A 23,821-nucleotide genomic window follows, 5' to 3' on the forward strand; every position below is an offset into this window, starting at 1 on the left:
TCTAGATCAAACAGCCCACCCCCGCGCGCAGGAATTCCGCCACAAGGCCGGGGTCACGCTCGTCGGTCAACTTGTTGGCGATCTCGCGGATGCTCATGCGTTCGAAACGTTCGGCGCGGATGCCGGTGAGTTCCTGCAGCCGCCGCAGCTGGCCGATGGAGAGGCGCTCACCCAGGCGGCCGCCCATGCACTGGGCCTGGCGCGGCGGCACGCCGAGCTCGGTCAGGTTACGCGTGATGCGCTGGGCGGGGGTGGCGCAGGCGGTGAGCGCCAGCGGCAGGACAACGAGGGCAGCAAGGGAAAGGCGCGACTTCATGGCGGCTCCGAAATCATGGGGTGCGGCAACTACAGAGGTGATTAGCGGGATTTGTCTGGCTATAGCATGAACCCATGCTCGATTATCTGGCTTCGCTCTCTACCCGCCATCCCGTGCTTGCCGATGTGAATTGGTGGCAGGGCATCGGCATCGCGTTGATCGTGGTGGCGATCATGGAGGTGGTAGCCATCGTCTCCCACAAATATGTGATGCATGGTTTTCTGTGGAGCCTGCACAAATCCCACCACGAACCGCGCACCGGCCTGTTTGAAAAGAACGACTGGTTCGGCGTGGCGGGTGCCATTCCATCGATGATCCTGCTGATGATCGGCACCCATTATGGCCTGCACATGATCACCGCGATCGGCGCTGGCATCACCGCCTATGGCGCCATCTATTTCGGCCTGCACGACGTGTTGGTACACCGCCGGGTAAAGCATCGCTGGAACCCGCAATGGGGCTACATGAAGCGCGTGGTGCAGGCTCACCGGTTGCATCACGTGGTGGAAACCAAGGAGGGCACGGTGAGCTTTGGCTTCATCTGGGCGCCGCCGATCCGCAAGCTGAAGGCGCAACTGGAAGCCGATGGCCGCGGCCGCATCCGCGCCAGCGCGAAGATGAAGGCTGAAATGGGCATGATCGACAACGCCGAACATTGGGCGCGCTGACCAAGAAGCGGTTGTCATGCTGGCGCAGGCCAGCATCCACCGCGCCATTTGGCCCATGCCCCACCGTGGATGCTGGCCTGCGCCAGCAAGACGGGCACTTTTATTCCGGCATCGTCCACAGGCCCTCGCGGGCCGGCCCCGGCATTGGCCAGCGCGATTTGCGCACCAGCGCATCGCCCAGCGCCAGCGCCACGGCGCGGGCCTTTTCGGCCCTGGTGGTGGAAACCCGCTTTTCCAGCCCTTTTTCCTCCAGCCCGCGCACCTTGCGGCCGATGCCGCCATAGATGCGCGCGGCGGCCAGCACCGCCCAGGCGGCGCGGTTGCCCAATTGCGACGTGCCGTAGCGCGCCGATTCCTCATATTCCTCGGCCTTGAACACCAGCCGGGCGACAAGGCGGGAGAGTTGCCGGCGATTCTTTTCCAGCACGAATGTCTCCGGCTCCAGCCGCACGCTGGCCAGCCAATCATCAGGAATGTAGCGGCGGCCGATCAGCGCGTCTTCCACCACGTCGCGCGCGATGTTGTTGAGCTGAAAGCTCATCCCCAGATCGCAGGCGCGTTCCAGCACGGCACGCTCATCGGGCTTCACGCCCATCACGATTGCCATCATCACGCCCACACAGCCGGCGACGTGATAGCAATAGGTGAGCGTATCATCGAAGGTGCGGAACGGCCGTTCCTCCATGTCGATGCGGAAGCCCTGGATCAGATCGCGCGGGTAACGCGCCGGCATGCCCGTCTGCTCAACCACCATCGCCAGCGCCTCGTAAGGCGTGCCGGGCGTGGGATTGCCGGCCAGCGCGCGTTCGGTTTCCCAATGCACTTCGGCCAAACGCTCGGCCGGCGGGCGGCGATCATCGTTGCGGCCCTCACCCAGCACCTGGCCATCGATCACGTCATCGGTGTGGCGGCACCAGGCATAAAGCAGCATGGCGCGATCGCGCGTCGGCGCATCGAACAGGCGGCTCGCCAGTGCGAAGCTTTTGGAACCGCGCGCGATGGCGGTGCGGGCATTATCGAGAACGACAGACACGGATGGGCTTCTGCCCGCCTGCGCCGCGCGGCGCAAGCGGGCTGAATGGCGGAGATCAGGCCGCCTTCTTGCCCAGCAAGTCTTCCACCATCAGCTTGCCGGTGGCCTTGGCGCTGCCCACCACGCCGGGGATGCCGGCGCCGGGGTGCGTGCCGGCACCAACGAAATAGAGGTTGGACAGCACGTCATCACGGTTGTGGGTGCGGAAATAGGCGCTCTGCCACAGCACCGGTTCCAGGCTGAAGGCGCTGCCATTGTGGGCGCCCAGCACCGTCTCGAAATCCTTCGGCGTCCAGGTACGCATCGTCACCAGGTCGCGCTTCAGGTTGGGGATGCAGCGGCGTTCCAGCGCATCGAGGATGGAATCGGCATAGCGCGGCGCTTCCTTTTCCCAATCGATGTCGAGCTTGCCCAGATGCGGCACCGGGGACAGCACATAGAAGGCGCTGTGGCCCGCCGGCGCCATTTCCGGATCGGTCGCAGTCGGGTGGTGCAGGTAGAGCGAGAAATCATCGGGCAGCGCGCCGCCCTTGTAGATTTCATCGAGCAGGCCCTTGTAGCGGTGGCCGAACAGGATGGTGTGATGCTTCACATCGGGGCGTTCGCCCTTCAGGCCGAAGTAGGTCACGAACAGCGACGGGGAGAAGCTGCGGCGCATCATCTTGGTGGCCATTTCGGCACCGCGCGGGTGGGCCGACAAGAGCTCCTTGTAGGTGTTGACCACGTCGCCATTGGAAACGACCGCATCGAAACGGCCCGACCAGCCATCGGCGCAGCGCACGCCGGTCACGCGGCCGCTGTCGGCCATGATGGCTTCGACCTTGCTGCCCATGCGGACCTGGCCGCCGATATCCTCGAACAGCTTCACCATGCCACGCACCAGCGCATGGGTGCCGCCACGCGGGAACCAGACGCCCCACTTCTTTTCGAGCGCATGGATGAGGGCGTAGACGGAGCTGGTCTTGAACGGGTTGCCGCCCACCAGCAGCGTGTGGAAGCTGAACGCCTGGCGCAGGCGATCATCCTTGATGTGGCGCGAGACCATCGCATAGACCGAACGGAACGCTTCATAACGCATCAGCTGCGGCGCCGCCTTCAGCATCGACTTGAAATCGAGGAAGGCTTCGTGGCCGAGCTTCTGATAGCCTTCGCGGAACACATTGTCGGAAAATTCGAGGAATTTCCTGTAGCCGGCCACGTCATCCGGGCTCAGCTTGGCGATTTCCGCAAACAGGGCTTCTTCATCGTTCGAATAATCGAACACCGTGCCATCTTCCCACAGCAGGCGATAGAAGGGTGCGACCGAGATCAGCTCGACATAATCGGACAGCTTGCGGCCCGACAGTTCGAACAATTCCTCAAGGCAGGTCGGATCGGTGATGACCGTGGGGCCGGCATCGAACTTGAAGCCATCATCTTCAAACACATAGGCACGGCCACCCGGCTTGTCGCGGGCCTCGATCAGGGTGGTCTGGATGCCCGCGCTCTGCAGGCGGATGGCCAGCGCCAAGCCTCCGAAACCCGAACCAATCACTGCAGCAGTCGTCATTTGATCCCCAATTCATATTTGACCAGCGTGCCCAGCGCCCGCAACGGCGGGATGGGCGGCCGGCCGGAAAACACCTTCGGCCAATCATTCCAGCGATTGTCGGCGGCATAGAGCCGGCCAACCAGATCGTCTGGATGCTCATAGAAACGTTCCAGGATCGTGCGTCGTTCCTCGTCGTGCGCGGCCAGGAACAACATGCGATTGAGGATGCGATACATGCCGCGGTTGTTCCACACACGTATCGCATGGTCGCGGGCCGCGCGGTGGATGGTCGCAGCATCAAAGGCCGGCAGCGCCGCCACCATGTCAGCCATGCGCACCGCATCGGGAAACGAGTAGCCGGTCACCGGATGGAACAGGCCGGCGCCCAGGCCGACGCGCGCCACACCGGGCACACCTTCATCCAGGAATTTCTCGATATCGCCGCCAATGGCCAGCGGCAGGATGCCGGCCTCCTCGCGGGTGACGGCGGTGATCTGCCAGCCCTGCGCCACGGCATAATCGGCGATATGCCGGCGCAGCAGATCGGGCGCCAGATCGCGGCCGTCGGAAAAATAGGTGTCTTCGATCAGCACATGCCGGGGGCCGAACGGCAGCGTGTAGATGAAGCGATAGCCATCCTGTTGCGGCACGGTGGCATCCATGATGATCGGCCCGGCGAGGCCATGCGGTTCGGCCAGTTCCACCTCTTGCCCGAGGAATTTCTGCCACCTGAGATCGAGCGCGGTCGATTTGCTCTGGCCGCGGCCGTCGATCACGGCGCTGCAGGTCAGCACGCGCTGATCGGCCAATGTCACGGCTGTCGGGCTCAGCGCCACCACCGGCACGCCGGTGATGATGCGCTCCGGCGGCAACGCCTTGGCCACCTCCGCCGCCAGTCGCGCGCTGTTGCTGCTGCCATAACCCACGTTCAGCGTGCGGCTGTGGCGCGGGAAGCGCACCGAATAGCAATCCCAGCGATGGGCAAACAGTGGCTGGGTCCAGCGGCGCTGCTCCTCGTTGATGTCGAGACCGAACGAAGACCAGGTGTGATCGCCACCAATCGACGGCCCGGCCTCCACGATCGCCACGCGCACATCCGGGCGCAGCTGCGCCAGTCGCAGCGCGATCAGGCCATTGGCCAGGCCCCCGCCGGCGAGGATCAGATCAAAATCCGGGTTCACGGCTGGCGTGTTAGACGGGTGGGCGCGCGGGGGGAAGGGGATTGAATGTCGCTTGGCCGGCTCGCTGCGCTCGCACCCTCCCCCGGCCCCTCCCTGCAAGCAGGGAGGGGAGTTGCCCTTCTGCCCCCCTCCCTGCTCCCTGCTTGAAGGGAGGGGAGTTGTCCTTCTGCCCCCTCCCTTGCAGGGAGGGGACGGGGGAGGGTCATTTGCTGCCAGACGTCTCCCACCGCGACACCCCCGCCATTGCCCCTTGCCGCGCAAATGCGTATCCACACTCCGCACCAAGGGAGAGGTCTGCGCCATGAATGCCCACAACAGCGAGTTCATCCCGGCCGATCTGCCCGAGCCGACCTATGATGAGCTCAAGCATATTCCCGGCATGGAACCGGCGCGCTTCAAGATGCTGCGCACGCTGAAGTTTCTCGCCAACCCGCTGGGCCGCAGCCGCGAGCTGTTCGAACAATATGGCAGCATCGTGCGCCGGCAGGATTTCGGCGGCTGGGGCGTCTCGCTGATCGGCCCCGAAGCCAACGAGCTGGTGCTGTTCAACAAGGACAAGATTTTTTCGAGTGAACTGGGCTGGAACCCGGTGCTGGAACTGCTGTTCCCGCGCGGGCTGATGCTGATGGATTTCGAGGAACATCGCATCCACCGCAAGACCCTGTCGGTCGCCTTCAAGACCGAGCCGATGCAGCATTATTTCACCCAGCTTGACGAGGGCATCACCCGCGGGCTGGCGAAATGGCCGACGCGCCTCAAATTCTACCCGTCGATCAAGGCGCTCACCCTCGATCTCGCCGCCACCAGCTTCCTGGGCGTGCCGTGGGGCGGCGAGGCCGACAAGATCAACAAGGCCTTCCAGGACATGGTCGCGGCTTCGGTGGCCGTGATCCGCAAGCCCCTGCCCTTCACCGCCATGAAGCGCGGCGTCGATGGCCGCGCCTTCATGAGCCAGTATTTCGCCCGCGAAATCCCCAAGCGGCGTGGCACGCAAGCCAACGACATCTTCACCCAGGTGTGCAACGCCCGCGACGAAAATGACCAGCTGCTGGGCGAGCAGGACATCATCGACCACATGAACTTCCTGATGATGGCGGCGCACGACACCACCACCTCGTCGATCACCTCCATCGTCTGGTGCCTGGCGAAATGGCCGGAATGGCAGGACAGGCTGCGCGAAGAGATCAAGTCCATCCGCGAACGCCACGGCAAGCTGACCTACCAGACGCTGGGCGAGATGGAATTGACCGACATGGTGTTCAAGGAAGCGCTGCGGCTGATCCCGCCCGTCCCCTCCATGCCGCGCCGGGCGGTGAAGAGCTTCACCTTCCAGAACCATGTCGTGCCGGCCGGTGCGCATGTGGGGATCAACCAGATGATCAGCCACAGGCTGCCGGAATATTGGCCGAACCCGGAGCATTTCGACCCGACCCGCTTCAGCCCCGAAAACAGCCGCGGCCGCCACAAATATGCCTGGGTGCCGTTCGGCGGCGGCGCCCACATGTGCCTGGGCCAGCATTTCGCCTACATGCAGGTGAAGATGTTCTTCTTCGCCCTGCTGGAAGGCCATCGCATCGTCGCCGAAAAGCCGCTGGGCGATGTCGAGAGCGATTTCCGCATGTTCCCGATCCCCAAGCCCAAGGACGGCCTGCCCGTCCGCATCGAGGCCATCTGATGGCGGGTGGCAAGCGGCGCAATTGGTGGCGCGGGTTGGGTTATGGGCTGGCGGTGTTCACCGGCCTGATCGCGGTGTTGTGGGCAGTGTTCGCCACGCCCGACATTCCAGTCGCCACACTGCGCGCCAAATATGCCAACGAAGCCAGCCAGTTCGTCGAACTGTCGCCCGGCACCACCATCCATTTCCGCGATGAAGGCCCGCGCGATGGACACCCGGTGGTGCTCGTGCATGGCAGCGACGCCTCGCTGCACACGTGGGAACCGTGGGTGCAGCGGCTGACCGCCAAGGGCTATCGCGTCATCACGCTCGATCTGCCAGCCCATGGCCTGTCCGGCCCAACGCCGCAGGGCCTCTATACCGGTGCGGCCTATGCCGGCGTTGTGGCGCAATTGGTGGACAGGCTGGGCCTGAAGCGCTTTGCGCTGGGTGGCAATTCGATGGGGGGCGGCGTTGCCTGGCGCTACGCCGTCGCGCATCCGGAACGGCTCTCGGCGCTGATCCTGGTTGATGCCAGCGGCAAACCCAGCCGCAAGGGCTCCTCCCCGCCGCTCGGCTTTCGATTGGCCCGGATACCCGTGGCGCGCGATATTCTCGCCACCGTCACCCCGCGCGTGATCTTCGAAAAATCCTTTGCCCAATCAATATCGAACCAGGCGATCGCCACGCCGGCGATGATCGATCGTTATTGGGAACTGCATCTTTATCCCGGCAACCGCCGCGCCACGGTGCAGCGCTTTGGCCAGTATAGCGGCGATGATGGCGCTGCAGACAAGCTCAAGTCCCTCACCGTGCCAACGCTGATCCTGTGGGGCCGGGACGACAAGCTCATCCCGGTTTCGGTGGCGCAATGGTTCAACCAGCAGATTCCGGGCAGCCGCGTCACCATCCTCGATGGCATCGGCCATATCCCGATGGAGGAAGCGCCGGATCGCAGCCTGGCGCCAGTGCTGGAATTGCTCGAACGGACAGGCCAGCCCTTCCCCATCGGCGCCGGAGTCGCGGTCGTGCCGGTCGGCGGGGTCAGCTGATCAGCGCAACACAAACACCGTCGCAAAGCGCCTGAGCCAGCCAATCATCGCCTCATGCGCCGAATCCGAAAGGGTGATGAAGGCGCGGCGGGCGTCACCCGGATCGGTGCGGCGCACGAAGATGCCGGCCTCACTCAGGCTGCGCACCCAGCGCAGCGCCGTGGTGGTGGGCACGGCGGCAGCCACGCACAGGCTGGAGACGGCGACATCCACCCCCTCCATGCGCGCCGCCACCAGATCGAGCAGCATGTCCCACGCCGGATCGCCAAACAGATCCGCCGGGAAATGCCGATCGCGGTCGCGGCGCAGGCGGATCAGGCGGCGCACCATCGCGGCGGAAACCTGCGCCTCGCTTTCCCCTTCGGCCTCGCGTGCCAGCTGCGCCAGCGCATCGGCAATGCGCTGGGCTTCGGCCGACAGCGCCGAGATATGCTGGGCCGTGCCGGCCTGTTCGGCCACGCGCCAGCCGGTGCCGGCATTGCGCACACTGGCCGCCACAGTGGCGATCGTGTCTGCATCATCGCCGGCCAGCACGAAGCCATCGGCCCGGTCCAGCCAGTGCGGCAGCGCCGCCTCGCCCACGGCCACCAGCAGCGGCAGCGCCAGTCGATCAATGAACGGATCATCCAGTGCCGAATCGGCCGGTACGAGTGCCAGATCGGCCATTACCGCGAACGGATTGTCGCCAGATGCGACCAAACGCCAGCCCGGGCCAGCCTGTGGCCAGTCTCCACCAAGGGCAAGGATGCGACATTCGCTCATGACAGGTCCGGAATGGAGAAGACGTCAGCATTGAATGACACAAGCCGCGTCATACTGGAAGCAATCGCGCCTCAACCTCACGCAACAACAGGATAACGCTGTGGATAAGGCCATGGTTCGCCTGTGGATAAAAAGTGTCGATTTGATTAGATTTGCGTTAAGGACAGCGGAAATGCGGAGCAAATCCAGGCTTGGTTCACCAGTTTCGGGGCGTACGGATTTGCAACTGGCCGCACTGGTCGGCATCAGCCCGACCATTGCCGCCATTCGCAGCGAAATCGAAAAGATCGCCGATGCCGATGCGTCGGTGCTGATCACCGGGCCATCGGGCAGTGGCAAGGATGTCGTCGCCCGCCTGCTGCACCAGAAAAGCCGCCGCGCCGCCCGGCCCTTCGTGGCGCTGAACTGCGCCGCGGTGCCGGCCGACCTGCTGGAATCCGAAATGTTCGGCCATGAACTGGGCGCCTTCACCGGCGCCGTGAAGGCCCGCGCCGGCCGGTTCGAGGCGGCGCACGGCGGCACATTGTTCCTCGACGAAGTGGGCGACATGCCAGCGGCAATGCAGGCCAAATTGCTGCGCACGCTGGAAACGCGGGTGATCGAACGGGTGGGCGGCATGCTGCCAATCGGCGTCGATGTGCGGGTGGTGGCGGCGACCAGCGTGGACCTCACCGCCGCCATCGCCGCCGGGCGGTTCCGCGCCGATCTTCTCTATCGCCTTGATGTCATCCACATCGCCATGCCGCCGCTGAACGAACGGCCGGAAGATGTGCCGTGTCTGGTGCAGCATTTCCTCTCGGCTGCGGCCCGGCCGGCGCGCTTCACGCCGGCCGCTCTGGAGGCGCTGGCGGGCCTGCCCTGGCCGGGCAATGTGCGCGAACTGAAGAATTTCGTCGAACGCGCCTGCATCCATCATGGTGACGAGACCATCGGCCGCGAAGCGCTGGCACAGTTGCTGCGTGGTGCCACCTCACCGCCGCAACCGAAAGCCGCGCCGCGGCCCAACGAAATTGCACCGCCGCCGGGGGTGAAAACGCCCGATCACGGCACGGCCAGCCTGCTTGGCCCTGACGGTGTTGATCTGAAACAGCTGCTCACGGATCTGGAGCAGGCCTATATCCGCGAAGCCCTGGCCTTGTCGGGCGGCACCATCGCCCGCTGCGCCCGCCTGCTGGGCCTGCAGCGCACCACCCTGATCGAGAAGATGCGGCGGATGCAGATCGCGGTGGCGGAATAGGCCGTTTGCCGCCTCAATTGTCCCGCTGGGTCCAGAAGGCGATCTGCTGATCCAGTTGCACCTGCGTCGCGCGCGACAGCGCCACGGCGCGATCCATCGCGGCAAACTGGCGGGTGAGCAGGGTGCGCTGCACGTCTGACGCGCGTTGCACCTTTTCCAGATCCTGATTGGCACGGTCGCGCTGGCGGGTGAGGCCGTCGCTGGCCGTCACCGCCAGCTGCGCGATGCTCTGCAGTCGGCCGGGCCGGGTCGGGCTGGCCGGGCCCGACAATTCGCGCAGCAGGGCTTCGGCATCGGCCAGCCGGGTTGGCGGCAGATTGGCCAGCCGGGCGCTGTCCACCGTGATACTGCCGTCGCGCTGGATGCTTACGCCCAGATCAGCCAGGCGCAGGCCATTCGCCTGCGCCACCGGCTCGGTCACCAGCCGGGTGATGCGCTGATCGAGGGCGCGCGCGGTGGGATCATTGGCCAGCGGGCCGGGTTCCTCGCCATCCTGCGATGGACGGCGGAAATCTCCGATCAGCTGGCGCATGGCCTGCAATGTGCCAACGAAATCGGCGAGCGCGCCGGAAACGGCCTGGCCGTCGCGTGCCGCGGTGATGGCGACGCCGGCCGTGGTGGTGCGCCGCAAGGTCAGGCGGGCGCCGCCGATCGCATCCTCGATCCGGTTGCTGCTGCGCGTAATGGCGACGCCGTCCAGCACCAGCTCGGCATCCTGCGCCGCTTCGCCCTGCACGATGGTTTCAGCGCCGGGCGTGTGGTTGAACCGTTCCAGGCCCGGAGTCCCCAGATTTGGGCCGCCGGTGGCCGCCGCGCTGATGATGAAGGCATTTTCCGCCCCTTCCGCCCCGCGCAGCACCAGCGTGGCACTGCCGGTGCTGGCAACGATGCTGGCGGTTACTCCCGCCCCCGCGGCCGTGCTGGCATCGTTGATGGCCTTGGCCAGCCCGGTCAGACTGTTGTTCTCGGCGGTGATGGTGACGTTCAGCGATGGCCGCGTGCCCGCCGCAAACAGGAAGCTGGTGGAATTGGGATCGGGTGATTTGCGGCCAAAGACAAAGCTGAGCGTACCCAGCCCCACCGGATCGGTGCCACTGGTGAACACCGGGCTGTTCAGCCGCTGCCCGGCCGCCAGCTTGTTCACCACCACCGCCGATGCCACGGCACTGGTGGGGCCAAGCCCGACGCGCTCCACGCTGATGGCGGCATCGCTGCTGGCCAATTGCACGCCCAGTTCGCCGGTCCGCACCCGGCTGTCGAGCGAGGTGGCAATGCCGCTGAGCGCCGAGCGCAGCTGGCCCAGCGCCGAAATGCGGGCGGTGAGCATTTCCACCCGGCGCGTGAGCGGCGCCGAGCGGGCCTCGCGTTCGGCATTCACCAGGCCATCGACCAGTAGTCGGCTGTCCAACCCGGAGCCGGCATTGAAAGTGGTGAGCGGATTGGTGGCCATGGCGGTTCCTTAACGCGTCATAACGGCAGCGGCGCACCGGGCTTGCGCGGCTGTCCGTTCTCGTCGAAATCCAGGATGGGCGGCACGAACACATCGGGCACCGCCTCGCCTTCAGGATCATCAAAGCGCATGACGAAGGCGAGGATGGTGGCCACTGCCTGAAACAGTTCCGGCCGCACCATCTCGCCGCGCCGGGCCGACCAGAACAGCGCGCGCGCCAGCCGCGGCGTGCGGACGATCGGCAGCTTCAGCTCCCGCGCCGCCGCGATCAACGCATGCGCCATGTCGAGCCGGCCCTTCTCCACCACCACCGGCGCTTCATCCTCCCCGGCACGGTAGCGCAGCGCCACGGCAAAGTGCGTCGGGTTGACCACCACCACCGATGCCGTGGCCAGCCCCTTCTTCATGCGGCCCTGCGCCGCGATCATCTGGGCACGGCGCACCGCCGCTTTCAGTTCCGGCGCGCCTTCATTCTCCCGGGATTCGCGTTTCACTTCCTCGCGACTCATCATCAGTTGCTGCTCGCGCCGCCACCAGGTGAAGCCGGCATCAACGGCGGCCACCACCGCCAGCAGCAGCGTCGCGGCCATCGCCAGCCGCAGCAGCGCCGCACCGATCATCGGCAGCCCGCCTTCCTCCAGCCCGACCAGGCCCGGCAACAGCGGCTGCAGCACCATCACCGCCAGCGCCGCCATGCCGCCGATCTTCAGCAGCGCCGATGCTGCCCCGGCCACGCCCTGCCAGCCAAACAGCCGCTTCAGGCCATTCATCGGCGACAGGCGCGACAGTTTCGGGGCGGCAAGTTTCGCGCTGACATGGCGGGTTGTTGCGATCTGCACGCCAAAGGCCGCCACCGCCACCATCACGAACAGGGCCAGCGGCCATGCAATCGGCAAACGGCGCAGCAGGGCGCGCGGATCGGCAGCGGCGGCGCGGGCCAGGCTGTCGGCCAGGAACCCGGCCAGATCCTGCCACAGCGCCGGGCCGGCGAGGCTGAGGAACAGGGTCGCCACCGCGATGCTGGCGGCCGGCGCCAGTTCGCGCGGAGCAAAGACATTGCCCTCCTCCAGCGCCTTCTCGCGCCGGCGCGGTGTTGGCTTTTCGGTCTTCTCACCCGCCATCAGCCAAGCAGCCCCACGCCGGACGCCAGCGCTTCCGCCAGCCGGCCAAACAGATGGCCGAACAACATCGGCAGCAAGGTGACGAAACCAAGCAGCAGCGCCGCCGGCCCCACCGCCATTGCCGACAATTGCGGCGCCGCGCGCGTGGTGATCGCCACGACGGCATTGGCCAGCAGCAGCACCGCCAGGATCGGCAGCGCCACCTTCAGTCCCCACAGGAACATCAGGCCACCAAAGGCCGCAATGTCACCAAGCCCCTGCCCGCCCGCCGGCACCAGCGCCGCGCCGCTGGCCAGCAAGGCAAACAGATCGAGATGCACATCCGTCGCCAGCAGCGCCACCCAGGCCAGGGTGGTGAACAGCGCCGACAAGGCGCCAACATTGCCATCAGCCGCGCGGATCGTCGCAAAGCCCAGCCCGACCATCTGCGCCAGCATTTCGCCTGCCAACCCCGCCGCGCCAAAAGCCAGCGCCAGCGCCAGACCCGCCACCAGCCCCGCCAGCATTTCCGCGGGCACATCCGCCCCCGTCAGCGCCGGCGCACCGGGCCGGAAGGCAGCAAACACGGCCAGCGCTGCGACCAGCGCCAGCCGCCCGCGCCATGGCAGATCGGCGCCGGCAATGTTGGGCAGCAGCACCACCATCGCCAGCGGTCGCACGGCCGCCAGCATGAACCGCATCAGCCATTCCAGGCCGTCAAAGCCAGGCAGTGCGATGTTCAATGGATCGCCCCCACCATGTCGGTGAGGCCGGTTTCGAGATAATCCGCCAGGCCCAGCATCAGGCCTTCCCCGGCAATCGCCGTCACCATCACCAGCGCCGCCAGCTTGGGCAGGAAGCTGATGCTGCTTTCCTGCACTGAAAAGATGGTCTGGATCAGGCCCACCACCACGGCGACCACCAGCAGCGGCACCAGGAACAGCGCGGCGCTGCCGGCAAACAGCAGCACTGCCTCGCGCGCCAGATCGCCGAGCATCACATCATCAGGGGCGTCGCCGGTCATGTACCGAAGCTCTTGGCCAACGCGCCCAGAACCAGGCTCCAGCCGTCAACGATCACGAACAATGCGATCTTCAGCGGCAGGCTCACCGTGGCGGGGGAGACCATCATCATCCCCATCGCCATCAGGATCGACGCGACGATCAGATCGATGATCAGGAACGGCAGATAGATGACCAGCCCGATTTCCAGCGCCGTCTTCAATTCGCTCGAAACAAAGGCCGGCATCACCACCGGCAGCGGCACATCGCTGGGCCGCGCATAGGGCCCGCCGCCGGCTATTTCGGCAAAGCGCGTCAGATCTTTCTGGCGCGTCTGGGTGAGCATGAACGACTTCAGTTCCGCGCCCGTGCGCGCCAGCGCGGATTCGGCGGGCAGGCTGCCGGCCACCATGGGTTTCCAGGCGCCGTCGTGGATCCGATCGAGTTGCGGCTTCATCACGAAGATGGTCAGCAGCAAGGCGGTGCCGACCAGCAACTGGTTGGGCGGGCTCTGCCCCAGCCCCAGCGCCTGCCGCAGGATCGCCAGCACGATGGCGATGCGGGTAAAGGCGGTCATCATCAACAGCGCGGCCGGCAGCAGCGTCAGCGCCGTCATCAGCAGCAATATTTGCAGAGACGCCGACAGCGGCGGCAGGTTCAGCACCTCGGTCATTCGGGTGCGGCCTCGCCAAGCAGGCTCAGCCCGGCGCGTGACTGGCCCACCAGCAAGCGGCGGCCGGCGAACTCCACCACCAACAGCCGGCTGCCGGGGCCAAGGGGGAGTGATTGCACCACAGCGGCATGGCGGGCCGGCAGGCTCCATCCCGGTGCGCGGCGGCGCAATGCCTCGATCATGCCGCCAAGGGTGAGTTGCCCCTTCCCATCCTTCGTCGCCCCGGACTTGATCCGGGGCCCCGGATCAAGTCCGGGGCGACGGGAAAGAGTGGACACCAGACTCACAGTCCGCTCCCCGGCAGCACCTCGGTCAAGCGCACGCCGAACTTGTCGCCCACGCTCACGATCTCGCCGCGCGCCACCAGACGTTCGGAAATCAGCACATCCACCGGCTGATCCACCCGCCGATCGAGCACATGCACCTGCCCCGGCGCCATGCCGAGCACATCGGCCAGCTTCAGCCGGATACCGCCCACTTCGATGGCCAGCCGCACGCTGATGGCGCCAAAGCCGCCCAGAGTGCCGAGGTTCCGGGCGACGTCGGCGGGGGCATCGGTGGGGCTGCCATTCAAATTGCCGGGTTCGATGGTCATGCGCGGTCTCCAAGCGGTTTCAAGAAGGTGGCGGTGATGCTGGCCTGCTGGCGGCCATCGGGCAGCGGCGTCAGGCTGGCGCATGCGATCTGATGATCGCCCAGCAGCACCGGCATTTCGGGGCAGGCGTTGAACGGAATGACCAGGCCGGGCTGCAGCGGCAGCAGGCAGGCCAACGGCACGTCTTCATCGGCGATGCGCACTGCCAGCCGCACCGGCAGGCCGAACAGCGCGGCGCCCAGCGGCACGGCCGGCTGCACCGGCACCGGATCGGGCGGCGCGGTCAGGCGGATACTGCCCACCACGCTCACATCGTCGGCAACGGTGGCCAGCACATCCAGCGTGATCGACGGACGCCGCCGCCCCGGCGGCCACAGGCGGTGCGCCAGGCCCAGCAATTGTTCACCCAATACCCTGGCGTGGCGGGTGGTGACGACGCCGGAAATCTGCCCCACCGGCCGGCTGACATCGCCGCCCAGACGGATGGTGGCGAGCAGCGCGCCCAGTTCCGGGGCGAAATCGGGCGCACCCGGCGCAAGGCCGCGCCCGGGATGGACGCTCACCGCCACGCCCAGCGTGCGGGTCAGTTCATCTTCCAGCGCCATGATCAGCGGTTCGAACGGCGTGTCATCGCCATCATCAGGCGGCGCTTCGGCTGGCCGCGGCCGCCACCTGTCGACGAAATCCGGCTCCGGCGGCGCTTCGGTGCGGATGAGCAGATTGCTCATTGCACCACCAGCGACGTGAAGAACACTTCTTCCACCCCGCCGGGTTCGCCCTTGGATTTGAGCGCACTGTTGATCACGCCCTTCAGCCGCTCGCGCAGATCATCCTTGGCCTTGGCGCTTTCCAGATCGGGCTCCCGCACTTCGCCCAGCGCCGCCAGCACGGCCGAAACGATCGCCGGCTTGTGCTTCTCGATCGACTCGACGGCGGTGGGCCCGCCAAAGGTGGAAAGCGAAATCTTGATCTGCAGATAACGGCCACTGTCGGCCAGGTTGGAGGTGAAGGCGTTATCGACCTCGACATATTCCAGCGGCCCTTCCGGCACCGGATCGTGCGGCGCGGCAGCCGGGGCATGGGCCGCACCGCCCCCCAGCAGGGCGGGCGCAAACTTGATCAGCGCGATCGCCGCCCCGGCACCGCCGGCACCGGCGCCCAGCACACAGGCCAGCAGCGGCACCAGCACCGCCGGCAAACCCTTCTTCTTCTTGGGCTGTTCTTTCACTTTGGGATCAGCTTCGGCCATGGCGGGTTCCTCAGGCAAAACGGTCAACGGTGACGGGGCGATTCAGGGCGGGACGCGCCACCAGCCGGCGCGCGGCGGCGATCGGCGCGTCTTCGTTGCGGCGGGACGGCTGGCGCTGACGCTCGCGCCCGCCGCCGGACAGATCGGCGCGCTGGCCATTGACCGACAGGCCCGCCAGCGCGACGCCGGCTGCGGCCAGATCCTGGCTCAGCCGCGGCGCATCGGCACCGATCAGCGCGGCGGCGGCAGGCTGGGCCTGCATCGTCACCTGCAATTGCTCCGGCCCACCGCTCAGCCGCACGGCGACATCGCCCAGGCGGTCGCTGGCGATGGTGAGGGCGGGATTGGTCTCGGCCGCGTGCGTCGCAGCCGGCGCTGGGGCGGCGGCCACAAAGGCCGGATTTGCAGGCTGAGCCGGCGTTGGTGGCAGAGCCAGGGCGAAGGCCGGCAGACTGGCGCTGGGCTGCGGCCGTTCGACCAGCGCAGGTTGTTCATCGATCGCCGCGCGTCGGCTGCCTTCGGCCCGGATCGGCGCTGCCACGACTGCGCGACGGGTAATGGGCGGCAACGCCGGTTCCGCCTGGCCGGGCGTCAATGCGGGCGCCGGCGTTGGCACGGGCGCTGCAACCGAGGCCAGCACCGGTGGAGCAGCCCCGTCGGTGACCGTAGCTGGCACCGGCGGCGGCGTGATGGCCGCAACCGGCGACGGCGCTGCGGGCGCGGGCAAGGCTGGCAGCGTGACCGCCGGCGAAGACGGTGCTGGCGGCACGACCACCACCGCATTGCCGGGCGTGGAGGGCGGACGCAGTGCATCAAACCAGGCCGCCGGCACCCGCGCCGGATCAAGCCAGGCTGGCGGCAGCTTGGTGGGATCATACCAGAGCGGCGCGGGCTGGGTCGGATCGCTCCAGGCCGGCGGCGGATTGGCCGGATCAAACCAGGGCGGCGGCACGTGCGGATCATACCAAGGCGGCTGATCGGCGGTGGGAAAGGGGATCGGCTGGCCGGTGACATTGCGCAGGATGAACGGCAGCGCCGGCGACGGGGTTGCCGTCGCGGCTGCCGGTGCCGGGCCGGAGGGCAGGCCATTCTGCCAGCCCCGGACCCGTCCGGGATCGGCGGCCAGCGGCAAGCCGGCCAGGCGCGGGCTGGTGAAAGCCCGCTTGGGCCAGGCGCTGGCGCCGCTGTCGTTCAAGACGGCTGCGCTGCGGCTCGCCGCATCGCCGGCAACAGCGCTGGTTTCGGGCGCCGGTTCTGACAATGCGACAGGCGCGGCAGGGAGCGGACTGGCCGGCGGGGCAAGTTCGGCCGGCAGATTGGCCAGTTCCGGCACCAGCACCAGCGCCCAGGCCTGCGTGATGGCGGCGGGCTCCGCTGATTCCAGTGCCTCGGGCGCGGTTTCCAGCGGGTCGGCCGCAACCGGCGGCTGCGGCCCCTGTGCCGCCAGCAGACCGGCAAAGACCGGCTGCAGTGCGCCTTCATCCGGCGGCACAACTGGTGGCAAAAGCCAGTCGGCCGGCATCAGGACCGGCAGGGCAACCGGCGCGGCCAGATCAAACGGCAGCGCGGTTTGCGGGCTGGGCAGGTTCAACATGCATCCTCCTGTTCGGCACGGCGGGTCAGCGCGGCATCCACGGCAGCGCGGGCGGCGGCCAGCTTGCGGCTGGCTTCATCGCGGCTGCTGGCCGAACGGTCGCGGCGCAGGGCGATTTCCACGGCAATATCCTGCACCTGGGCATCGATGCGGGCGCGGGCCGAGCGCACCGCGGCGCTCGCCACGCCCTCAGCCTGTCCGCCAACCAGCGCCCGCACCCGTTCCAGCAGCGCCGCATCGGCGGCTGCCTGGCCTTGTGCACGCGCCAGATCGGCCAGCGCCAACCGCTCGCGGATGCGGCGCACGCGGATCAGGCGGTCGAGCGCCCTCATGCTGCAGACCCCAGCCCTGAGTCATCTGCCACGATCTGCGCCAGGGTGGCGATACTGTCAGCCCAATCGGCCTGGATTGCACGATCCTGCGCCATGAAGGCCGCCAGCACCGGCTGCAGCGCCAGGGCCAGATCCAGTTCCGCATCCTGGCCGGGGGCATAGGCACCCATCAGCACCAGATCGCGATTTTCCTCGATCAGCGCCACCATGCGGCGGAAGCGCTGGGCGGCGCGCACATGATCTTCGCTGGCAATGTCGATCATCACCCGGCTGGCACTGCTGACCAGATCGATGGCCGGAAACTGGCCGCGCCCGGCGAGGCGCCGCGAAAGCAGCACGTGGCCATCCATCACGCCGCGCGCCGCATCCACCACCGGGTCGCTGCGATCGTCATTCTCGGCCAGCACCGTGGCGACCAGGGTGATGCTGCCGCCGCTGCGGCGATCCCCGCCGGCGCGCTCGGCCAGATCGGCCACTAGTTGCAGCGCCGAGGGCGGAAAGCCGCGTGCGCCCGTGGGTTCGCCGCGCGCCATCGCCACTTCGCGGGCGCCGTGCACCACCCGGCTCAGGCTGTCGAGAATGAGCAGCACCTGCCGGCCCTGGCTGCGGAACCATTCGGCAATGGCAAAGGCGCGTTGCGCGCCGCGCACCCGGCACAGCATCGCGTCCGACGCTGGCACTGCGATGGTGACGGTGCGCGCCCGCGCCGGGCCTGCCAGTTCGGTATCGATGAAATCGCTGATTTCGCGGCTGCGTTCGCCGATCAGCGCCATCACCACCACATCGGCCTGCGCCCAGCGGGTGATCTGGCCGAGCAGCACCGATTTGCCCACGCCTGTGCCCGCCATGATGCCGATGCGCTGGCCAATGCCAAAGCTGAGCAGCGCGTCGATCGCCCGCACCCCGGTCGCCAGCGGCTGCGTCACCCGCGCCCGCGCCTGCGGCAGCAAGGGCGGCGGCGATGGCGACACGGCAGCGCTGGCCTCGATCGGGCCCAGCCCATCGAGCGGCCGGCCAAGGCCGTCGATGACCCGGCCCAGCAGGGCTTCACCCACCGCCACGCCGTTGCCGCCCACGTCTGCCAGCACCAGTGCCCCCGGAGCGATTCCCGGCAGCGGGCTGAGGCCCATGAGCAGGGCGCGGCCATCCCGGAAGCCGATGATCTCACCGCTCAGTCCGGCCGGGCCCAGCGTGACGCGGTGGCCGATGCCGGCGCGCACGCCGACTGCTTCCAATATATTGCCGTCAGCCGCCACCACGCAGCCGCCGCGCCGGATCGGCAGCGCCGGCACGGCCATGGCGGCGAGCTGGCGGGCAAGGCTGGCGGTCACGCTCATGCCAGCGCCTTCACGATGCGGGCAAGCCGTTCCTCGATCCCGGCTTCGATGCGATAGTCGGGCGCGGCCAGCACGACATGCGCGGGCGGCAGGGTGGCATCGGGTGCGGTGGCAAGGCCCGGCGGCAGCTCGGGGCCGAGCAGCGCCAGCGTTTCGGGGTTGGCCATCAGGGTGGGCAGCGCGCCTTCACCAACTTCGGCCAGCGCCGCCTCCACCAGCGGGGCGAGCACGCGGCGGCCGCCGGTCAGTTCCGCCATCAGCACGGTGCGCGCCACGGCTTCCACCAGGGTGACCAGCATCGGCCGCAGGGCAGCTTCATCGATCGCGGTGGCCGCGCGGGCGGCTGCGGCGGCATTGGCCAGGGCCGCCCGCAGCGGCGCCAGTTCGGCATCGGCCGCCGCCCGGCCGGCCGCTTCGCCATCGGCGAGGCCCTGCGCGCGGCCTTCGGTGCGGGCCTCGGCCAGCAGCACCGCCACGTCCATTTCCGTGCGCGGAGGCGGCGCCTGCGTTGGCATCAGACTGCTGAGCAGGCGAGCCAGCCCCGGTGCGCCTTCACGCATTTCGGGCGAAACGCCGGCCAGCAGCGCCGCCAGGCGGGGATCATGGGCGGTCACAACATCGCCTCCGTGGATGTGGGCAGGGTCAGGGCGCCGCTGTCCCCCAGGCGGCGTACGGTACGGCACAATTCGCGCTGGGCGGCTTCCACCTCGGAGCGCTTCATCGGCCCGCGTTCGGCCAGTTCGTCCTGCAATTGCGACGCGGCACGCTTCGACATGGCGCCAAAGATGAACGCCTTCAGCGGGCCATCGGCGCCCTTCATGGCAATCGCCAGCTGGCCCGGATCAACCTCGCGCAGCACAAGCTGCATGTCTTTCTGGGACAGGCCGATGAGATCGGCAAAGATGAACTGCTGGGCCTCCAGCTCGGCAGCCAGTTCGGCATTCAGCGCCATCAGCGTTTCCAGCAAGGCGCCGCGCCCGCGCGCCTTCTTGATGACCGCAGCGGTGAAATCGGTGCCGGCGAGCTGGGTATGATCGCGCCTGGTGCCGATGCCGCGCAGCTTGGTTTCGATATCGGCTTCCAGCGCGGCCAGATCGTGAATGTTGACCGGGGTCAGCGTCGCCAGCCGGGCGGCCACATCGGGCTGCAGCGTTTCGGGCAGGGCATCGAGCGTCTGCGCGGCACGGGCTTCGGGCAGGTGCGCCAGGATCACGGCGATGGCCTGCGGATGTTCATCGGCGATCAGCTTGGCCAGCGCCGGCCCATCGACCCAATCGAGCACGGCAAAGCGCCGGCCGGCTGCGGGCGGGCCGATCTTTTCGATCATCGTCTCGGCGCGCGGCGTGCCCAGCGCCATGCCCAGCCGTTGCCGCAGCTGCCGGCCCTGGCTGTCGAGCGCCGCCACCTGCGCGGTGCGGGCCAGAAATTCGTCCAGCACATGATCGATGGCCAGCGGATCGATTTCGGCCACCGTCAGCATGGCTTCGCCCACCTGCTGCACTTCGGCCGGGCTCATGCCGGACAGCATCTCGGCAGCCTGCGCCTCTTCCAGCACCAGCAGCAGGATGGCGCATTTCTGCGCGCCGGTTAAGGACGCGGCAGGGCTGGCGAGGTCGATGGTGCTCATGCCTCCGCCTCCTCGTCCGGCGGCGGCGCGGCGGCGGAGGCCGGCGCAGTCGGCGCAGTGAGATCGGCAAGCAGCATCTGCCGCGCCACTGCCATCGCGCGGTCGCGATCGCCGGTCACCAGCGTGCGCGCGATGTCGAGCTTGCCGCTGTAATCGCGCGCGGCGGCCGGGCGCAGGAGTTCACCGCCGTCGATCATGGCTTCCACGGCGGCCTTGTCGGCGGTGCCTTCGGCAAACAGGCTGGGCGCGCTGGGCGTGCCACCCCGGGACAGGGCGGCGGAGGCGGCTTCGGCCGTGGCTGTGGCGGCAGCGGCCAGTACGGTGCGGCGGCGCCACAGGAAGAAGCCTGCGCCCAGCCCCAGGATCAGCACGCCGGCCGCAGCGACGATGTAGAGGCCATAATCCTTGACGACAGGCGTTTCATACCAGGCCGCCGGCGCATCGGTTTCGCTGGCAAAGCTGCGGGTCTGCACCTCCACCAGGTCGCCGCGCGCCGCGTCAAAGCCCATGGCGCCGCGCACCAGCCGCTGGATATTGGCCAGTTCCTTCGCTCCGTCCTTCCCCAACGCCGCCGCGTCCAGCACGACTGCGACCGACAGGCGCTTCAGGCGCGGCGCACCGGCCCGGGTGACGGAGACATCCTTGCCGATCTCGTAATTGCGCGCCGCGGTTTCCGCGGTGACAGTGCCGCCCGCCGCGGCCGGCGCAGGGGCGGCCGGCGGATTGCCGGTCACCTGCGCCGCCTGCGGCACGGTGTTGGTCAGCGCGCCGGGGATGCCAGCAGCAGCGGGCGGCGTGCCATCCATGTTGCGGCTGGTCTGCTCGCTGCGCACGGTGCCGGCCGGCTGGAAGCGCTCGCTGGCGGCTTCATTCTCGCTGAAATCAACGTCGGCAGCGACTTCGGCGGTGAAGCGGCCGGGGCCGAGCATTGGGGTGAGCAATTTCACCAGCCGTTCGCGCACCAGGCCTTCCAGCCGCTGCTGATAGGCCAGATGCTGGGCATCGCCCGACACCCCGGCCGAAAGCAGCGCGCCGGATTGATCGACCACGCTCACCCGGTCGCTGGCGAGGCCGGGCACCGATGTGGCCACCAGCCAGATCACGGCGCGCACCTGCGCTTCGGCCAGGCTGCGGCCCGGTGCCAGGGTAACGAACACGCTGGCCGACGGCGCGGCGCGATCACGGATGAACACCGAAGGCTCCGGCGTCGCCACATGCACGCGGGCAGACTTCACGCCATCGATGGCCTCCACACTGGCGGCCAGTTCGCGCTCCAGCGCCTGCTTCAGCCGGGCAGCCTCCACCGAACGCGAGGCGCCCAGCGGCATGTCGGCCAGCGCCTGTCCGGCGGCGGCACTGGCTTTCGGCAGGCCCTGGCCGGCGAGCAGGATGCGGGCGCGGGCGGCGTCGCCAGCGGGCACTTCCACGGTGCCGCTGTCCTGATTGATGCGATATTCGAAATTGGCGGCGGCCAGCGCGTCACTCACGGCGGCAGCATCGGCTTCGGCAAGGCCGGGATAGAGCGGCCGCCAATTGGGCTGGCGCAGCGTGAACCAGGCCAGTGCGGCCACCGCCAGCAGCGCAATCACCAGCAGCGCCGGGCGCGCCTGCTGAACGGCCGGGCTGGCCCACAGGCTGCGGGCGCGGCCGGCGATGGGCGCCAGCGCGGGCGGCACGGCCAGGCCCGATGGCGGCGGATCAGCGGGAATGGCAGCGGCCTCGCTCATCAGCTCACAGCGGCATGTTCATCACGTCCTTGTAGGCACCGACGAGGCGGTTGCGGGCCTGCAAGGTGGCTTCAAAGGCGATGGCGGCTTTCTGGCGGGCGATCATCACGCTGGCGAGATCGTGGGTCTGCCCGGTTTCATAGCTGTTGGTGGCAGCGCTGGCCTGATCCTGGATGCTGGAAACGCTGCGCAGCGCCTCGTTCAGCGCCGTGCCGAACTGCGGCTGTTCCGGCGCAGCCGGCGCGCCGATGCCCCGAAGACCCTGATGCAGGCCCTGCGATTGGCCAAAACCCTGCAGTCCTTCGTTGCGCGCCAATATCTGCTGGCGCAGCTTCAGGATCGCCGAGGTATCAACCGCAGGCAGCATCATTGCACCATGTTGGCTTCAGGCCGGCTGCCCCGCTGCGCAGCCAGCTTGTAACGCAGCGTACGTTCCGAAATGCCGAGCCGGCGGGCCGCGTCGCGGCGACTGGGGCTGGTGGCGAGCGCGCGGGCGATGCTTTCCTGTTCGGCCAGCCGCATCTGGCCGGGGAGCGGCAGACCAATGCTGGAGGGCGGCGGCGGGGTGCGCGTGTCGATCAGCAGGTGGCGGGCGCTGATATCGGGCCCGTCGCACAGCACCAGCGCGCGATCGAGCACATTGCCCAGCTCACGCACATTGCCGGGCCAGCCGTGCGCCAGCAGCCGGGCGCGGGCACAGGGCTTGAGCCACGGGATCAGGCCGTCACCGCCCGCGCGGCCCAGCAGCCAATGGGCGGCGATGGCCAGGATATCAGCCGGGCGTGTCGCCAGCGGTGTGGTGCGCAGCGGAAACACGGCCAGCCGCCAGTAAAGATCAGCCCGGAAGCGGCCGGCAGCGACATCGGCAGCCAGATCGCGATTGCCCGCCGCGATGATGCGCACATCCACCGCCACCGGCCGGGTCGCACCCACGGCCAGCACTTCGCGTTCCTGCAAGACGCGCAGCAGCTTGGCCTGCGCAGCCAGCGGCAACTCGGCGACTTCATCAAGGAACAGGGTGCCGCCATCGGCGCTGCGGATCAGGCCTGGCGACGCCCCGACAGCACCGGTAAAGGCGCCGCGCTCGTGCCCGAACAGCGTGGCTTCCACCATCTGTTCGGCGAGCGCGGCGCAGTTCACCGCGACGAGGGGGAAATCGCGGCGGGGGGAAGAATGATGCACAAGCCGGGCCAGCCCCTCCTTGCCGGTACCGGTGGGGCCTTCGATCAGCACGCTGGTCGGGCTGGCACCAACCCGGGCGGCCAACGCCAGCAGATCGCGCGACGCCGGGTCGGCCGCCGCCGGATGCTGCGGGGCATCAAAGGCCGCCGCCAGCGCCAGCGCCCATTCGGCATCGCCCGGGGCCACGGCAATGTGCAGCGTGTCGCCATCCAGCCGGGCGCTGCCGGCGCTGGCTTCGGTCAGCACCAGGCGGCGTGATTTAACCCCGGCACCGGGAAGCCGTTGCTGGCCAATGACAAGTTCAAGATCGGTGCGGTCCCATTCGGCAAGACCGGGGATCCAGGGCAAGGGCGACGGGACTGGGACAGGCGTGCTCATGCCCATTCCAAAGCAAGGCGCGTGCCAATTCGCCATTATGAACGACTGTTCAGATGACTTGTGGTTAATATTTCGTGACGCGTCAGAAAACCGACAGGCGAAGTGTCAGAAGGTCGACGCGGCGAGCGTCAGATTCTTGACG

The 23,821-nt window shown here is 67.8% G+C and carries 26 protein-coding genes; 4 read left to right on the plus strand and 22 right to left on the minus strand.

Going from position 1 to position 23,821, the window contains the following annotated elements:
* Position 1 precedes the first annotated feature (1 nt).
* Positions 2-316: a hypothetical protein gene (locus D619_RS0112110; RefSeq protein WP_017668866.1), complete on the minus strand. Its 315-nt coding sequence runs from the start codon at positions 314-316 to the stop codon at positions 2-4.
* A gap of 74 nt (positions 317-390) precedes the next feature.
* Here D619_RS0112110 and D619_RS16510 point away from each other — a divergent pair, with 74 nt between their 5' ends.
* On the plus strand, positions 391-984 hold the full coding sequence (locus tag D619_RS16510; RefSeq protein ID WP_017668867.1) for a sterol desaturase family protein: 594 nt from the start codon (positions 391-393) through the stop codon (positions 982-984).
* Between the two features lie 100 nt (positions 985-1,084).
* On the opposite strand, the gene D619_RS0112120 is transcribed toward D619_RS16510, so the two are convergent.
* From D619_RS0112120 to crtY, 3 genes are read right to left on the minus strand one after another with little or no spacing between them, the layout of a single operon-like run.
* Positions 1,085-2,017 (minus strand): phytoene/squalene synthase family protein, encoded by a 933-nt coding sequence (locus tag D619_RS0112120; RefSeq protein WP_017668868.1) that lies wholly within the window; start codon positions 2,015-2,017, stop codon positions 1,085-1,087.
* A gap of 55 nt (positions 2,018-2,072) precedes the next feature.
* Positions 2,073-3,566: a phytoene desaturase gene (locus D619_RS0112125; RefSeq protein ID WP_017668869.1), complete on the minus strand. Its 1,494-nt coding sequence runs from the start codon at positions 3,564-3,566 to the stop codon at positions 2,073-2,075.
* Positions 3,563-4,729 (minus strand): lycopene beta-cyclase CrtY, encoded by a 1,167-nt coding sequence (gene crtY / locus D619_RS0112130; RefSeq protein WP_017668870.1) that lies wholly within the window; start codon positions 4,727-4,729, stop codon positions 3,563-3,565. The genes D619_RS0112125 and crtY overlap by 4 nt, the downstream gene beginning before the upstream one ends.
* 301 nt (positions 4,730-5,030) lie before the next feature.
* Here crtY and D619_RS0112135 point away from each other — a divergent pair, with 301 nt between their 5' ends.
* Together D619_RS0112135 and D619_RS16515 are read left to right on the plus strand one after the other, a co-directional pair.
* Positions 5,031-6,404 (plus strand): cytochrome P450, encoded by a 1,374-nt coding sequence (locus D619_RS0112135; RefSeq protein ID WP_017668871.1) that lies wholly within the window; start codon positions 5,031-5,033, stop codon positions 6,402-6,404.
* Positions 6,404-7,435: an alpha/beta hydrolase gene (locus D619_RS16515; protein ID WP_017668872.1), complete on the plus strand. Its 1,032-nt coding sequence runs from the start codon at positions 6,404-6,406 to the stop codon at positions 7,433-7,435. The genes D619_RS0112135 and D619_RS16515 overlap by 1 nt, the downstream gene beginning before the upstream one ends.
* On the opposite strand, the gene D619_RS17385 is transcribed toward D619_RS16515, so the two are convergent.
* A complete protein-coding gene (locus tag D619_RS17385) occupies positions 7,436-8,197 on the minus strand; it encodes a hypothetical protein (protein ID WP_152417436.1) in 762 nt (253 codons plus the stop codon). It lies immediately after the preceding gene.
* 220 nt (positions 8,198-8,417) lie between these two features.
* Between D619_RS17385 and D619_RS16525 the strand changes: the two genes are divergently transcribed.
* Complete coding sequence (locus D619_RS16525) at positions 8,418-9,434, plus strand: sigma-54 dependent transcriptional regulator (RefSeq protein WP_017668874.1); 1,017 nt, start codon at positions 8,418-8,420, stop codon at positions 9,432-9,434.
* A gap of 13 nt (positions 9,435-9,447) precedes the next feature.
* Here D619_RS16525 and fliD read toward each other — a convergent pair whose 3' ends face one another.
* Genes fliD through D619_RS0112240 form a run of 17 tightly spaced genes read right to left on the minus strand, consistent with a single transcriptional unit; the run spans position 9,448 to position 23,679 of the window.
* Positions 9,448-10,884 (minus strand): flagellar filament capping protein FliD, encoded by a 1,437-nt coding sequence (fliD, locus tag D619_RS0112155; RefSeq protein WP_017668875.1) that lies wholly within the window; start codon positions 10,882-10,884, stop codon positions 9,448-9,450.
* Between the two features lie 17 nt (positions 10,885-10,901).
* Positions 10,902-12,005, minus strand: a complete 1,104-nt coding sequence (locus tag D619_RS17390; protein WP_017668876.1) for an EscU/YscU/HrcU family type III secretion system export apparatus switch protein — start codon at positions 12,003-12,005, stop codon at positions 10,902-10,904.
* On the minus strand, positions 12,005-12,727 hold the full coding sequence (locus D619_RS16535) for a flagellar biosynthetic protein FliR (RefSeq protein ID WP_017668877.1): 723 nt from the start codon (positions 12,725-12,727) through the stop codon (positions 12,005-12,007). The genes D619_RS17390 and D619_RS16535 overlap by 1 nt, the downstream gene beginning before the upstream one ends.
* Positions 12,724-13,008 carry a flagellar biosynthetic protein FliQ gene (locus D619_RS0112175; protein WP_017668878.1) on the minus strand — a complete coding sequence of 95 codons (285 nt, stop codon included), beginning with the start codon at positions 13,006-13,008 and terminating at the stop codon, positions 12,724-12,726. The genes D619_RS16535 and D619_RS0112175 overlap by 4 nt, the downstream gene beginning before the upstream one ends.
* Positions 13,005-13,658 (minus strand): flagellar type III secretion system pore protein FliP, encoded by a 654-nt coding sequence (fliP, locus tag D619_RS0112180; protein ID WP_017668879.1) that lies wholly within the window; start codon positions 13,656-13,658, stop codon positions 13,005-13,007. The genes D619_RS0112175 and fliP overlap by 4 nt, the downstream gene beginning before the upstream one ends.
* Entirely contained in the window at positions 13,655-13,936 is a 282-nt protein-coding gene (locus tag D619_RS16540; protein ID WP_152417437.1) for a flagellar biosynthetic protein FliO, read from the minus strand. Before D619_RS16540 ends, fliP begins: the two co-directional genes overlap by 4 nt.
* Before the next feature lie 5 nt (positions 13,937-13,941).
* Entirely contained in the window at positions 13,942-14,253 is a 312-nt protein-coding gene (locus tag D619_RS16545; protein WP_017668881.1) for a FliM/FliN family flagellar motor switch protein, read from the minus strand.
* Positions 14,250-14,981, minus strand: coding sequence for a hypothetical protein (locus D619_RS0112195; RefSeq protein ID WP_017668882.1), 732 nt, complete (start codon positions 14,979-14,981; stop codon positions 14,250-14,252). Before D619_RS0112195 ends, D619_RS16545 begins: the two co-directional genes overlap by 4 nt.
* A complete protein-coding gene (locus tag D619_RS0112200) occupies positions 14,978-15,502 on the minus strand; it encodes a flagellar basal body-associated FliL family protein (protein ID WP_017668883.1) in 525 nt (174 codons plus the stop codon). The genes D619_RS0112195 and D619_RS0112200 overlap by 4 nt, the downstream gene beginning before the upstream one ends.
* 10 nt (positions 15,503-15,512) lie before the next feature.
* Entirely contained in the window at positions 15,513-17,096 is a 1,584-nt protein-coding gene (locus tag D619_RS0112205; protein WP_026091006.1) for a flagellar hook-length control protein FliK, read from the minus strand.
* Positions 17,090-17,428: a hypothetical protein gene (locus D619_RS0112210; RefSeq protein ID WP_017668884.1), complete on the minus strand. Its 339-nt coding sequence runs from the start codon at positions 17,426-17,428 to the stop codon at positions 17,090-17,092. The genes D619_RS0112205 and D619_RS0112210 overlap by 7 nt, the downstream gene beginning before the upstream one ends.
* Positions 17,425-18,765, minus strand: a complete 1,341-nt coding sequence (locus tag D619_RS16550) for a FliI/YscN family ATPase (protein ID WP_017668885.1) — start codon at positions 18,763-18,765, stop codon at positions 17,425-17,427. The genes D619_RS0112210 and D619_RS16550 overlap by 4 nt, the downstream gene beginning before the upstream one ends.
* Entirely contained in the window at positions 18,762-19,379 is a 618-nt protein-coding gene (locus tag D619_RS17395; protein WP_017668886.1) for a FliH/SctL family protein, read from the minus strand. Before D619_RS17395 ends, D619_RS16550 begins: the two co-directional genes overlap by 4 nt.
* Positions 19,376-20,392: a FliG C-terminal domain-containing protein gene (locus tag D619_RS0112225; RefSeq protein ID WP_017668887.1), complete on the minus strand. Its 1,017-nt coding sequence runs from the start codon at positions 20,390-20,392 to the stop codon at positions 19,376-19,378. Before D619_RS0112225 ends, D619_RS17395 begins: the two co-directional genes overlap by 4 nt.
* Positions 20,389-22,119 carry a flagellar basal-body MS-ring/collar protein FliF gene (fliF, locus tag D619_RS16560; RefSeq protein ID WP_017668888.1) on the minus strand — a complete coding sequence of 577 codons (1,731 nt, stop codon included), beginning with the start codon at positions 22,117-22,119 and terminating at the stop codon, positions 20,389-20,391. Before fliF ends, D619_RS0112225 begins: the two co-directional genes overlap by 4 nt.
* Before the next feature lie 4 nt (positions 22,120-22,123).
* On the minus strand, positions 22,124-22,486 hold the full coding sequence (gene fliE / locus D619_RS0112235; RefSeq protein WP_033373561.1) for a flagellar hook-basal body complex protein FliE: 363 nt from the start codon (positions 22,484-22,486) through the stop codon (positions 22,124-22,126).
* On the minus strand, positions 22,486-23,679 hold the full coding sequence (locus D619_RS0112240; protein ID WP_243442644.1) for a sigma-54 dependent transcriptional regulator: 1,194 nt from the start codon (positions 23,677-23,679) through the stop codon (positions 22,486-22,488). The genes fliE and D619_RS0112240 overlap by 1 nt, the downstream gene beginning before the upstream one ends.
* Positions 23,680-23,821: the final 142 nt, after the last annotated feature.

Source organism: Sandarakinorhabdus sp. AAP62 (assembly GCF_000331225.1).
Classification (GTDB): domain Bacteria; phylum Pseudomonadota; class Alphaproteobacteria; order Sphingomonadales; family Sphingomonadaceae; genus Sandarakinorhabdus.

Bases quoted from the DNA above. Each gene is read 5' to 3' on its own strand.
- fliD (WP_017668875.1), bottom strand. From the start codon at position 10,884: ATGGCCACCAATCCGCTCACCACTTTCAATGCCGGCTCCGGGTTGGAC.
- D619_RS0112175 (WP_017668878.1), bottom strand. From the start codon at position 13,008: ATGACCGGCGACGCCCCTGATGATGTGATGCTCGGCGATCTGGCGCGC.
- D619_RS0112225 (WP_017668887.1), bottom strand. From the start codon at position 20,392: ATGAGCACCATCGACCTCGCCAGCCCTGCCGCGTCCTTAACCGGCGCG.
- D619_RS17385 (WP_152417436.1), bottom strand. From the start codon at position 8,197: ATGAGCGAATGTCGCATCCTTGCCCTTGGTGGAGACTGGCCACAGGCT.
- D619_RS0112195 (WP_017668882.1), bottom strand. From the start codon at position 14,981: ATGAGCAATCTGCTCATCCGCACCGAAGCGCCGCCGGAGCCGGATTTC.
- D619_RS17390 (WP_017668876.1), bottom strand. From the start codon at position 12,005: ATGGCGGGTGAGAAGACCGAAAAGCCAACACCGCGCCGGCGCGAGAAG.
- D619_RS0112200 (WP_017668883.1), bottom strand. From the start codon at position 15,502: ATGGCCGAAGCTGATCCCAAAGTGAAAGAACAGCCCAAGAAGAAGAAG.
- D619_RS0112125 (WP_017668869.1), bottom strand. From the start codon at position 3,566: ATGACGACTGCTGCAGTGATTGGTTCGGGTTTCGGAGGCTTGGCGCTG.
- D619_RS0112135 (WP_017668871.1), top strand. From the start codon at position 5,031: ATGAATGCCCACAACAGCGAGTTCATCCCGGCCGATCTGCCCGAGCCG.
- D619_RS0112110 (WP_017668866.1), bottom strand. From the start codon at position 316: ATGAAGTCGCGCCTTTCCCTTGCTGCCCTCGTTGTCCTGCCGCTGGCG.
- D619_RS0112240 (WP_243442644.1), bottom strand. From the start codon at position 23,679: ATGAGCACGCCTGTCCCAGTCCCGTCGCCCTTGCCCTGGATCCCCGGT.
- D619_RS16510 (WP_017668867.1), top strand. From the start codon at position 391: ATGCTCGATTATCTGGCTTCGCTCTCTACCCGCCATCCCGTGCTTGCC.
- fliF (WP_017668888.1), bottom strand. From the start codon at position 22,119: ATGAGCGAGGCCGCTGCCATTCCCGCTGATCCGCCGCCATCGGGCCTG.
- fliE (WP_033373561.1), bottom strand. From the start codon at position 22,486: ATGCTGCCTGCGGTTGATACCTCGGCGATCCTGAAGCTGCGCCAGCAG.
- fliP (WP_017668879.1), bottom strand. From the start codon at position 13,658: ATGACCGAGGTGCTGAACCTGCCGCCGCTGTCGGCGTCTCTGCAAATA.
- D619_RS0112210 (WP_017668884.1), bottom strand. From the start codon at position 17,428: ATGAGGGCGCTCGACCGCCTGATCCGCGTGCGCCGCATCCGCGAGCGG.
- D619_RS16550 (WP_017668885.1), bottom strand. From the start codon at position 18,765: ATGAGCGTGACCGCCAGCCTTGCCCGCCAGCTCGCCGCCATGGCCGTG.
- D619_RS16515 (WP_017668872.1), top strand. From the start codon at position 6,404: ATGGCGGGTGGCAAGCGGCGCAATTGGTGGCGCGGGTTGGGTTATGGG.
- D619_RS16545 (WP_017668881.1), bottom strand. From the start codon at position 14,253: ATGACCATCGAACCCGGCAATTTGAATGGCAGCCCCACCGATGCCCCC.
- D619_RS0112205 (WP_026091006.1), bottom strand. From the start codon at position 17,096: ATGTTGAACCTGCCCAGCCCGCAAACCGCGCTGCCGTTTGATCTGGCC.